At 73.7% G+C, this 10937-nt stretch carries 11 protein-coding genes; 5 read left to right on the forward strand and 6 right to left on the reverse strand.

Annotated features, from left to right (window positions below):
- Positions 1-17: 17 nt before the first annotated feature.
- From V7E46_RS04150 to V7E46_RS04175, 6 genes are read right to left on the reverse strand one after another with little or no spacing between them, the layout of a single operon-like run.
- Positions 18-1304 carry a beta-ketoacyl-[acyl-carrier-protein] synthase family protein gene (locus V7E46_RS04150; protein WP_333767124.1) on the reverse strand — a complete coding sequence of 429 codons (1287 nt, stop codon included), beginning with the start codon at positions 1302-1304 and terminating at the stop codon, positions 18-20.
- Positions 1301-1906, reverse strand: a complete 606-nt coding sequence (locus V7E46_RS04155; protein WP_333767125.1) for a hypothetical protein — start codon at positions 1904-1906, stop codon at positions 1301-1303. The genes V7E46_RS04150 and V7E46_RS04155 overlap by 4 nt, the downstream gene beginning before the upstream one ends.
- Positions 1903-3051: a beta-ketoacyl synthase N-terminal-like domain-containing protein gene (locus V7E46_RS04160; protein WP_333767126.1), complete on the reverse strand. Its 1149-nt coding sequence runs from the start codon at positions 3049-3051 to the stop codon at positions 1903-1905. The genes V7E46_RS04155 and V7E46_RS04160 overlap by 4 nt, the downstream gene beginning before the upstream one ends.
- Positions 3052-3076: 25 nt before the next feature.
- Positions 3077-3415 carry an acyl carrier protein gene (locus tag V7E46_RS04165; protein ID WP_333767127.1) on the reverse strand — a complete coding sequence of 113 codons (339 nt, stop codon included), beginning with the start codon at positions 3413-3415 and terminating at the stop codon, positions 3077-3079.
- Entirely contained in the window at positions 3412-3681 is a 270-nt protein-coding gene (locus V7E46_RS04170; RefSeq protein ID WP_329172156.1) for an acyl carrier protein, read from the reverse strand. The genes V7E46_RS04165 and V7E46_RS04170 overlap by 4 nt, the downstream gene beginning before the upstream one ends.
- A complete protein-coding gene (locus V7E46_RS04175; RefSeq protein WP_333767128.1) occupies positions 3671-5083 on the reverse strand; it encodes a class I adenylate-forming enzyme family protein in 1413 nt (470 codons plus the stop codon). The genes V7E46_RS04170 and V7E46_RS04175 overlap by 11 nt, the downstream gene beginning before the upstream one ends.
- 606 nt (positions 5084-5689) lie before the next feature.
- On the opposite strand from V7E46_RS04175, the gene V7E46_RS04180 reads away from it, so the two are divergent.
- From V7E46_RS04180 to V7E46_RS04200, 5 genes are read left to right on the forward strand one after another with little or no spacing between them, the layout of a single operon-like run.
- The gene (locus tag V7E46_RS04180; protein WP_333767129.1) at positions 5690-6874 is read left to right on the forward strand and encodes a methyltransferase domain-containing protein; all 1185 of its coding nucleotides are present in this window, start codon (positions 5690-5692) and stop codon (positions 6872-6874) included.
- On the forward strand, positions 6874-8025 hold the full coding sequence (locus V7E46_RS04185) for a glycosyltransferase (RefSeq protein WP_333767130.1): 1152 nt from the start codon (positions 6874-6876) through the stop codon (positions 8023-8025). Before V7E46_RS04180 ends, V7E46_RS04185 begins: the two co-directional genes overlap by 1 nt.
- A 1-nt stretch (position 8026) precedes the next feature.
- A complete protein-coding gene (locus V7E46_RS04190) occupies positions 8027-8791 on the forward strand; it encodes an ABC transporter permease (protein WP_329172162.1) in 765 nt (254 codons plus the stop codon).
- Positions 8792-8831: 40 nt separating this feature from the next.
- Positions 8832-9788, forward strand: a complete 957-nt coding sequence (locus V7E46_RS04195) for an ATP-binding cassette domain-containing protein (RefSeq protein ID WP_333767131.1) — start codon at positions 8832-8834, stop codon at positions 9786-9788.
- A gap of 35 nt (positions 9789-9823) precedes the next feature.
- Complete coding sequence (locus V7E46_RS04200; RefSeq protein ID WP_333767132.1) at positions 9824-10786, forward strand: NAD-dependent epimerase/dehydratase family protein; 963 nt, start codon at positions 9824-9826, stop codon at positions 10784-10786.
- Positions 10787-10937 lie beyond the last annotated feature (151 nt).

Genomic DNA, 10937 nt, shown 5'->3' on the forward strand with positions numbered 1-10937 from the left:
TCGATAACTCGGTGCTGTCAGACCGTGCGGGACAGCCGCGTGCCCGGCCGGCCGTAGACGAGGCTGACGTTGTGGCCGCCGAACCCGAACGAGTTCGACATCACGTGGCTGATCCCCGGGGCCGGACGCGGGCCCTTGCGGATGTGGTCGAGGTCGCAGGCGGGGTCCGGGTCGTCCAGGTTGTGGGTCGGCGGCAGCAGCCCGCGCCGCAGCGCCAGGACGGAGACCGCCGACTCGACCACTCCCGAGGCGCCGAGCATGTGGCCGGTGACCGCCTTGGTGGCGCTGACCGGCGGGCAGCCGTCCCCGAAGACCCGGCGGATCGCGACGGCCTCCGCGCGGTCGCCGATCTTGGTGCTGGTGCCGTGCGCGTTGATGTAGCCGATGTCCGCCGGCTCGATCCGCGCGTCGGCCAGGGCGCGGCGCATGGACGCGGCGGCGCCCTCGCCGTCGGGGTGCGGGGTGGTGGGGTGGTGGGCGTCGTTGGTGGCGCCCCAGCCGCTGACGGCGGCGTAGCCGGCGGCGCCGCGCGCGTCCGCGTGCTCGGTGCGCTCCAGGACCAGGACGCCGGCACCCTCGCCCAGCACCAGGCCGTTGCGGCGCCGGTCGAACGGGCGGCTTGCGGCGGCCGGTTCCGCGGCCCAGCCGCGGGCCAGCGCGCGGGCGTTGCCGAAGGTGTCGGCCAGGGTCGCGAACAGCGGCGCCTCGCTGCACCCGCACACCATCACGTCGACCTCGTCGGCGCGCAGCAGCCGCAGGCCCTCCCCGACGGACTGCGCCCCGGCCGCGCACGCGGTGGCGATCGCCGAGCTGTAGCCGCGGATGCCGTGCCGGATGGCGACGCGGGACGCGCCCATGTTGGGCAGCATCCCCGGCAGCAGGTAGGGGCTGACGCCCAGCCGGCCGCGCTGCGTCCTGGTGACGACCTGGGCCTCCAGGGTGGCCAGGCCGCCGGTGCCGGAGATGATGACGCCGATCCGGTAGGGGTCGACGTCGCGGCCCACCTCGATGCCGGCGTCGGCCAGCGCGTCGGCCGCGGCCTGCATCGCCATCACGATGTAGCGGTCCACCACCCGGGTCTCGGGTCCGGCCAGCACCGAGGCGGGGTCGATCGGCGGCGCGAAGGCGGCCACCTCGGCGCAGCCGTCGAGCGGGCCGCCGGCCGGCGGGCGGACCAGCCCGGAGCGGCCCTCGCACATCGCCGCCATGACCTCCGCGGCGCTGGTGCCCACCGGGGTCACCATGCCCATTCCGCTGATGACGACGTCCGCCCGTCCCTCGCCGGCGGTTCGCTGACCTGTCACGGCTGTGCTCCTTCGCTGTCGTGTGGTCCCGATCCGGGCCGCGCGTCGCTCTCCTGCGGCCCGGCGCCCAGCAGGACGGCGCCCGCACGGTCGCGCGCCGCGGCGGTGGCGGCCTGGTCGACACGGATCAGCAGCGCCTCGTCGGCGTCCCCGTCCTCCAGCAGCAGCGCCGCCACGTCGAGTCCCGCATTGGTGTCGCCGACGCACACCACCGGGCCGGTCAGCTGCCATCGCGCGGCCAGATGGCCGGCCACGGCGTTGGGCACGGCCTGGAAGAACAGCAGCGGTCCCGGCCGGCCGCCGCCCTCCACGATCCCGGCCACGTGCACCGCGCCCGCGAGGTCGCCCAGCGGGCTGACCACGACCACCGCGGTGACCGCGGCGGCGGCAGCGGGCCTGCGCGCGAGGCAGCGGCGGGCCGTCTCGGCGGCGAGCGGGCTGAAGGAGGACACCACGAACCCGGCGAGCGGCGGGGGAACGCGGTCCGCCGCCGACTCCGGCCACGCCGCGGCGGCGAGCACCCGGAGCCCCGCGGCCTCGGCCTGCCCGGTCAGGGATGCGGCGGCGCTGCGGCCGGGTCCCGCCGGCGTCAGAAGGGTCACGGCGTACCGACCAGGAGCGCCGTGTTCGCCCCGCCGAAGGCCATGGTGAGGCTGAGGCCGTACGCGGACCCGGCGTCCGCGGGCCGGTCGAGGATCAGGCCGAGCGGGCAGCTCGGGTCGGGGCCGAGGTAGCCCGCGTTGACCGGCAGTTTCCCGGCGCTCAGCGCGGACATGGTGACGACCAGTTCGAGCAGGGCGCCGGCCTCCAGCGCCTGGCCGTGCACGGCCTTGGTGGAACTCACCGGCACGGTACGGGCCGAGTCGCCGAACGCCCTGTGCAGCGCGGCGGATTCGGCGGTGTCGCCGGCCGGCGAGCCGGAGCCGTGCGCGTTGACGTAGCCGATCTCTTCGGGCCGCAGCCGCGCGCGGTGCAGCGCGTCGGTGATCGCGCGGGCCAGCCCGGCGCCGTCGGGCCGCGGCCGGCAGACGTGGTGGGCGTCGCCCGCCCGGCCCCAGCCGGCCAGCATGGCCAGCGGGCGGGCCCGCCGCCGCGCGGCCGAGGCGGCGGACTCGACCACGACGGCGACCACCGCGTCGCCCAGCAGCAGCCCGCTGCGCCCGGCGCTGAACGGGCGTACCCGCCCGTCGCGGGCGAGCGCGCGTCCGGCGTCGAAGACGGCGAACTGGTCGGCGTCGACCAGATACCCGGCCGCCACCACGATCCGGTCGGCCCGTCCCCTGGCGATCAGCGCGGCGGCGTCGGCGACCGCAGTGCTCGACGCCACGCAGGCCGAGGTGTACGCCCGCGACGCGCCGGACAGCCCGCTGCGGCGCGCGACGGTGGCGGCGAAGGCGTCAGAGCCGTGAGCCGGCCGCTCCTCCTCCGGCACCCGCGGCAGGTCCGGGTCGCCGTGCACCGCCAGGTGGAGCGGGCAATCGGCGCGCTGCGCGGCGGACAGGCCGGCCTGGTCGCAGGCCTGTCCGACCATCCGCGTCAGCTCCTCGGCGAGCACCGGCGCCCCGGGGTGGGCGGCGGCATGAGCGGCCCTGCGGCCGGCGACGCCGAAGCGGCGTACCGGTGCGAACGCCGGTGTGCCGTCGAGCGTGGCGGCCAGCAGCGGGCCGACGCCCTCGCCGAAGGCGCTGAGCACGGCGGCCCCGGTCACGACGACGGAGCCGGGGCCGCGACGGGCCGCTGACGCCATCCCGGCCGCCTCCTTCTGTGATCGGTCAGGCATGGTCGTGCCGCTCGCGGCCCGGCCCCGGGGCGCCGGCCCCGTCATGGCCTGGCTCGTCCCGGCCGGTCTCGCTGTGACCGCCGCCGCCGGGCTCGTCGGAACCGGGCTCGTCGCGGAGTTCGCCGAGCACCTGGAGGACGCCGGACACGGTGCTCATCCGGACCAGGGCGTCGTCGTCCACCGTGCCGCCGTAGCGCTGCTCGATCTGGTGGACGAGCCAGGCCAGTTCCATCGAGTCGATGCCCTCGGGCACCTGGTCAGGCGGGCGGTCGCCGAAGGCGGCGAGTATCGCCACGATCTCGGCCCGCCCGGGTACGGCCGGCCCGCTCACTGGCCCGCGGCGGGCGCGGACTCGATACGGGCGGCCAGCGCCGCACCGAACTCGCCGACCGTCATGGTTCCCAGCAGTTCGGCCTCGTCCTCCTCGAACAGGACGCCGAAGCGCTCCTCGACCCGGATTCCCAGTTCGGCCAGCGCGAGCGACTCCAGGTCGACGCCGGCCGGGCCGAGCGGGGTGTCGTCGTCGACGCCGATGACGCTGTAGTTCATCTCCGTCAGCGACGCGAGCACGAAGGCTCGGATCTCCTCAGTGGACATCGGGAGTGTTCTCTTTCCTGTCGGCCTGTTCCTGAGCGGACGGTCGGTGCGCGGCCCGGCCGGCGTCCCGCAGGACGGCCGGGTCGCGCACGAGTTTTCCGGTGGCGGTACGCGGCAGCCGGTCGACGACGTGCAGCAGGCGGGGGCGTTTGTAGGCCGCCAGCCGCTCCGCCAGCCCCGCCTCGACCTGGGCGGCGGTGCCGGATTCGCGCAGTACCGCGTACGCCTCGATCGACGTGCCGAAGACGACGACCGCGGCGGCCACCTCCGGCAGGGCGGCGAGGGTGTGCTCGACCTCGGTGAGGTCGACCTTGAGGCCGCCGACCGACACCTGCGAGTCGAGCCGGCCCAGCACGCGGACCAGGCCGGTGTCGGGGTCGACGGTGCCGCCGTCCCTGGTGTGCAGCCAGCCGCCGGACCAGCGTGACGGGTCGTCGAGGCCGACGTAGGGCGACTGCTCGGCGGCCAGCAGCAGCTCGCCGCCGGATTCCCTGACGGTCATGCCGGGCGCAGGCGCCAGTGCCGGGCGGTTCTCGCCGAACAGGTCGGTGGCGATGACACCGACCTCGGTCATCCCGTACATGCTGCCCAGCCGGATGCCGTAGCGGTCGGTGAAGGCGTCGTGGACCTGCGGCCTGACCAGTTCGCCGCCCGTGGTCATGCCGATGAGCTGGGGCAGCGGGGGCGGCTGCGCGACCCAGCTGAGCAGTTCGAGGTGGAACGGCACGCCGAGCAGGGTGGTCGGCTCGGGTCCCGCGGCCACCGTGGACAGGATGCCCTCGCCGGTCGTCCGCCGCGGGAAGGCCAGCAGCACACCGGCGTGCAGGCTGTGCAGCAGGCCGCCCACGAGCCCCAGGACGTGGACCATGGACGCCATCGAGACGATGCGCTCGCCGGCCCCGGGCACCCCGTCGATCCGCGCGTAGCGGTCGATCTCGGCGATCAGGCCGGCGGCCGTACGCCCGATGATCTTCGAAGGGCCGGTCGAGCCGGAGCTGAGCTGTATCAGCGCGTGCGGGGTACGGGCGGGTCCGCCGCCTGGACGGCCGCGCGCCACGTCGTTCTGCTCGTAGAACCCGCGTGCCGGGCCGCTGCCGACGGGCTCGGCCGACACGACCACCTGGGTCTCCAGCCGGTTCAGTGCCTGTTCGGTCTCGAACGCGGTGAGCCGGTGGTCGAGTAACGCGACCTGCGCTCCGATACGCCAGCCCGCCAGCAGATTGGCAACCAGGGCGAGCGAGGGGGCCAGGCACAGCGCGGCCGATCCGCCGCGGCGCAGCCCGGCCGCGGCGAGCGCGGCCTGCCGCTCCGCGACCTGCCGGCGCAGCCCGGCCCTGCTGACCGGGGCGTCGAAGGTCAGGCAGATATCGGCGCCGGCGCCCCGCAGGAGGACCTCATCCACCCATGAAGGGTCGGGCGGCGATGGCGCCGGCCCCTTCTGCGGAGTTGTCGAGGCAGCCTTCATGAAGAAACCGAACCTCTTTCCCGATCTTGGTCAAAAAAGCCGACTGAATTCCCACGCCGAACTTTCGACTCTGAATTGTTCCACTGTCAAGACCCGGGTTCGTTTCGGCGCATTTTCCCATGGCTCCCGCAAGTATCATTCAGTCACACGGGACCCAAATTCTCTCGTATTGACGAGGGCAACACCCACCGCTAGCATGGCGCCAATTAGCCAACTGCCGTGATCCGGCAGGGAGTTGCCAGCACAGCACGACTGCTCCACCTGCGGGTTATCCCCTGACCGCCCCTCACGGCCAGGTGCTTCCCTTTCCTTGCGGCCGCCCTCCCGGCCCGCACTTCGCGCACTCCTCCGCGCGCTTCTCGAGCACTCCTTCCCGTACTGCGCCACGCACCGCCGCACGCAATAATCGGGCGCAAAAACTTGCAGACCCCGCACTCCTGTGCGGACTAGACCAATTACTGATCCACACGGTCGGAGCTGACGGCCCTATTTGTGCTGCCTTCGTATTCCGTATTTCTGCCAGCTTTCGAGGATTGGCCATCAGTGGAAACTGGGATCGACGCCGGCCTGAACACGGCCGTGGAGCGCTACTACGACATCACCCTTGACCTGTACGAGGATCTGTGGGGCGAACACGTCCACCACGGTTTCTGGGACCCCGGAGAGGTCCCCGGCGCCAACGGGGCGGACCGCCATGCCGCCACCGACCGGCTGGTCCGCGAACTGGTCGGCTTCACCGGCGTCCCCGCCGGGTCGAAGGTCCTGGACGTCGGCTGCGGCATCGGCGGTCCTGCGCTGCACCTGGCCGGGGCGATGGGCTGCCGGGTCGAAGGCGTCACCCTGAGCGCCAGGCAGGCGGCCAGGGCCAACGAGAAGGCGCAGGCCGCGGGCGTCGCCGACCGCGCCCGCTTCCACCGGCGCGACGCGCTCGCCACCGGCTACCCGGACGAGGCCTTCGACGTGGTCTGGGCGCTGGAGAGCCTGATGCACATCCCCGACAGGCCCGCCTTCTTCGCCGAGGCGCTGCGCCTGCTGCGCCCGGGCGGCACGCTGGCCGTCGCCACCTGGTCGGTGCGCGACGGCGAGTTGGACGAGGCCGAGCGCGATCTGGTCCGGCAGATCCTCCAGCACCAGGTCATGCCCGACTTCTCGTCGCTGGAGGAGCACGAGTCGCTGGCCCGCGCGGCCGGCTTCACCGAGGTCGCCGCCGTGGACTGGAGCGCGGCCGTGGCCAACTCCTGGGACCCGTCCTTCGCGCAGATCAAGCGGTTCGAACAAGGCAGGTCCGTGATGCGGCAGCTGGCCCGCGAACGCGGTGTGGACGTGCTGGGCTTCTTCCACGCCGGCCCGCTGATGAAGAAGGGCTTCGACACCGGCGTCATCACCTACGGCGCGCTGCGGGCCACCAGGCCGCAGCCGCGTGACACGGAGGTGGCCGCGCTGGTCCGCCCGATCGCCGACCTGCTCCGGGAGATCGTCGGCGAGGACGACGCCTGGCTGGACCGCGTCGGCCCCGGCACCCGCGTCGACGGCGACCTCCTGGCGGAGAGCCACGAGTTGGCAGCCTGGAGCCTGGCGCTGCGGGAGCGCTACGGGGACCGGATCGACCTCGTGGAATACGTCGCGACGCTCGACATCGACCGGATCATCGCCCTGACCGTCGCCGACGTGGCCGGCTACGTCGCCACCCGGCAAGGCGGTACGCAGCGGCCCGCAGACGGTGGCTGATGGCCCGCTACCTCTTCATCTCCCTGCCGCTGGCCGGCCATGTGCACCCGATGGCCGCGGTGTCCAGGGAGCTGGCCGAACGCGGGCACGAGGTGCTGTGGGCCGGCTCCGAGTCGTTCCTGCGGCCCGTCCTCGGCCCGGACGCCGCGATCGCGCCGATCCCGCTGCGGGCGCACCGGGGGCAGGCCGACCGGGGGATGGCCGCGGCCAAGTCGCGGTGGGACGGGTACATCGTCCCGCACGCGAGGACGACGCTGCCGGGCATCGAACGCGCGGTGGCCGCCTTCCGCCCCGACGTCATCGCGGTGGACCAGCACGCCGTGGCCGGCGCGGTCGCCGCGCACCGGGCCGGGCTGCCCTGGGCGAGCATGGCGCCGACCACTATGGAGCTCACCCGCCCGTACCGCTCGCTGCCCAAGGTCGAGGCGTGGATCCACCAGCGGATGGCGGCGATATGGACCGCGGCGGGCATGGCCGGAGAGCCGCCGCACGACCTGCGCTTCTCGCCGCACCTGCTGATCGCCTTCACCGGCAGCGCCCTGACCGGCCCGCTCCCCTGGCCGGGCAACGCCGTCCTGGTGGGCCCGGCGCTGGCGCCGCGCGCCCCGGACACCGCCTTCCCGTGGGAGTGGATCGACCCCGGGCGCCGCCTCGTCCTGGTCAGCGTGGGCACCCTGTCGATGGACCTCGCCGAGGACTTCCACGCGCGGGTCGTCGAGGCGCTGCGTCCGCTCGGCCGCCGCGTCCAGGCGATCGTCGTGGCGCCGGACGGTACGGTCCGCGACCCGCCGGAGCACGACGTCCTGGTCCGCTCCAGGGTGCCGGTGCTGGAGCTGATGCCGCGGCTCGACGCGGTCGTCAGCCACGGCGGGCTGAACACCGTATGCGAAGCACTGGCCCACGGTGTGCCGCTGGTTGTCGCACCGATCAAGGGCGACCAGCCCATCAACGCCGCCCAGGTGGCGGCGGCCGGCGCCGGCCGGCGGGTCAGGTTCGCCAGCGTACGGCCCGGGCCGCTGCGCGAGAACCTGCTCGCCGTGCTCGACGACCCCTCCTACCGCGCCGCGGCGCACCGGGTGCGCGAGTCCTTCGCCGCCGCGGGCGGCGCAGCGGCGGCGGCCCGGCATCTCGAAGGAATGGGAACGCACTGACGTGAAGACGCTCCGTGACACCTGGCTGGTCTTCCAGCGGCACATGCTGCTGCTGCGCAGGTCACCGCTGTCGATCCTGCTGGGTGTGGCCCAGCCGGTCGTGTATCTGGCGCTGTTCGCACCGCTGCTCAAACCCGCGCTCGCCTCCATGGGCGCCGACTCGATGACCGACGCCTACCGCATCTACGTACCGGGGATGCTCGTCGCCCTGGCGCTGGGCGGCGGCCTCTACGTCGGCTTCGGCCTGCTCGCCGAGCTGGCGTCCGGTGTCATCGAACGCGCCCGGGTGACCCCGGTCAGCAGGGTGGCGCTGCTGCTCGGCCGGACGCTGCGCGATGTGGTCACGCTGGTGGTCCAGGCGGCCATCATCATCGTGCTCGCGATGCCGCTCGGCCTGTTCGTCCACATCCAGGACCTGCTGCTCGCGTACGCCCTGCTGGCGCTGATCACGCTCAGCAGCTCGGCCATCTCGTACGGGATCGCGCTCAAGGTGAGCGATCCCAACGCGCTGGGCCAGGTGGTGAACAACATCGCCCAGCCGCTGATGCTGCTGTCGGGGACGCTGCTGCCGCTGGCCCTGGCACCGCTCTGGCTGCGGCGGACGTCGGACTGGATCCCGTTCAGCCGCGCGGTGGTCGGTATGCGGGCGCTGTTCGCCGGGCACGCGGGCGACGCCTCGGTCTGGCAGAGCCTCGCGCTGATGGCCGGCGTCGCGCTGCTGGCCCTGGCGTGGTCGGCCCGTCTCTTCGCCCGCTCCGTGCGCTGATCTCCACCCCCCGATGCCCGTACACGACAAGGACGCCTCGATGATTGAGACCAGGGGACTGCGGAAGGCCTATCGAACCGGGCGGCGCCGCAAGTCCACGACCGTGGAGGCGGTGGCGGGCCTGGACCTGACCGTCGCCGAGGGTGAGATCTTCGGCTTCCTCGGCCCGAACGGCGCAGGCAAGACCACCACCTTGCGGATGCTCGCCACCCTGCTGCCGCCCGACGGCGGCGAGGCCGTCATCGCCGGGGCCGATCTGCGGACGGCGCAGGCCGCGGTCCGCCGGAACATCGGCTACGTCGCCCAGGGCGGCGGCACCTGGGACAGCGTGACGGCCCGTGAGGAGCTGGTCATGCAGGCCAGGATGCACGGCGTCGGCAAGGCCGAGGCGCAGCAAAGAGCCGCAGGCGCGCTGGACGCCTTCGACCTGACCGCTTATGCAGACCGCCACTGCCGCACCTACTCCGGCGGTCAGCGCCGCCGGGTCGACATCGCGCTCGGCGTCGTCCACCGGCCCAGGGTCCTCTTCCTGGACGAGCCGACCTCGGGGCTCGACCCGCAGAGCCGCGCGCACATGTGGGACGAGATCCGCCGGCTGCGGACCGAGGGCATGACCGTCTTCCTGACGACGCACTACCTGGACGAGGCGGACGCGCTGTGCGACCGGATCGCCATCATCGACGGCGGCGGGATCGTGGCGGAGGGGACCCCGACCGAGCTCAAGCGGGGCATCGACGGCGAGGTGGTCACCCTCGAAGTCGCCGACCACACGGACAAGGCCGTCGCCGTACTCACCGAGCAGGACTGCGTACGGTCGGCCGAGGTGCGCGAGGAGGGCGGGCTGCGCCTGTCGGTGGACGCGGGCGAGACCGCGATGCCGCAGATCATGCGGGCGCTGGCCGACGTCGGCGTCGAGCTGGCCACCATCGAGCTGCACCGGCCCACGCTCGATGACGTGTTCCTGACCAGGACCGGCCGGTCGCTGCGGGAGTCCTGACCATGACACGCGGTGCGAGAACGAAGGAGACGGACATGGCCGGGGCCCTGAGGGTGCGCCGCGCGGTGGTCACAGGCGGCGCCGGCTTTGTCGGATCGCACCTGTGCGACCGGCTGCGGGAGGAGGGGGCGCAGGTCGTCTGCGTCGACAGCCTGCTCACCGGCAGCGCGGACAACGTCCGCGGGCTGTCCGGCGATCCGGGTTTCAGCCTGGAGGTCAGGGACGTCTCCGAGCCGTTCGACGTGCCGGGGCCGGTCGACCTGGTCCTGCACCTGGCGTCGCCCGCCTCGCCGCACGACTACACCCGGCATCCGATCGAGACGCTCAGGGCGGGCGCCCACGGCACGGCGAACGCCCTGGACCTCGCCCAGCGCAAGGGCGCCCGCTTCCTGCTGGCCTCCACCTCGGAGGTCTACGGCGACCCGCTCGTGCACCCGCAGACCGAGTCGTACTGGGGCAACGTCAACCCGGTGGGCCCGCGCAGCCAGTACGACGAGGCCAAGCGCTTCGCCGAGGCGCTGACCACGGCCTACCGGACCGCCCGGGGCGTGGACACCGTCATCGTCCGGCTCTTCAACACCTACGGCCCGCGCATGCGGCCCACCGACGGCCGGGCGGTGCCGACGTTCATCACCCAGGCGCTCGCCGGGCTGCCGCTGACGGTCGCCGGGGACGGCACGCAGACCAGGTCCGTCTGCTACGTCGAGGACACCGTCAGCGGCATCCTCGCCGCCGCCACCGCCCGCCATCCGGGGCCGGTGAACCTGGGCAACCCGGTCGAGCTGAGCATCCTCGGCCTGGCGCGCAGAATCCGCGACCTGTGCGGCTCGGCGTCGCCCATCGCCTTCGTGGAGCGGCCCGTGGACGACCCGGGGCTGCGGCGGCCCGACATCGCGCTGGCGCGGGCGGTGCTCGGCTGGGAGCCCGCCGTGGACTTCGACAAGGGCCTGGCGATGACCATCGACTGGTTCTCCCGCCTCACGGCTGCGGCGGGCTGAGCGGGCGCTGGCCGGACCTGGCGGCTGCGGGTTGGAGCCGCGGTCCGGGCCGAGGGCGGCCGACCGCGCCGCCGGTGCCTCGGGGCGACGGGGGGGCGGGCGCCGAACGGAAGCGCCCCGGCCTCGCGGCCGGCCCGCGGGGTCGGCCGCG

This window comes from Streptomyces sp. IBSBF 2435, assembly GCF_036815005.1.
Lineage (GTDB): Bacteria > Actinomycetota > Actinomycetes > Streptomycetales > Streptomycetaceae > Actinacidiphila.

Coding starts and splice junctions, on each gene's coding strand:
- V7E46_RS04170 (WP_329172156.1), bottom strand. CDS start 3,681: ATGTCCACTGAGGAGATCCGAGCCTTCGTGCTCGCGTCGCTGACGGAG.
- V7E46_RS04160 (WP_333767126.1), bottom strand. CDS start 3,051: ATGGCGTCAGCGGCCCGTCGCGGCCCCGGCTCCGTCGTCGTGACCGGG.
- V7E46_RS04195 (WP_333767131.1), top strand. CDS start 8,832: ATGATTGAGACCAGGGGACTGCGGAAGGCCTATCGAACCGGGCGGCGC.
- V7E46_RS04200 (WP_333767132.1), top strand. CDS start 9,824: ATGGCCGGGGCCCTGAGGGTGCGCCGCGCGGTGGTCACAGGCGGCGCC.
- V7E46_RS04185 (WP_333767130.1), top strand. CDS start 6,874: ATGGCCCGCTACCTCTTCATCTCCCTGCCGCTGGCCGGCCATGTGCAC.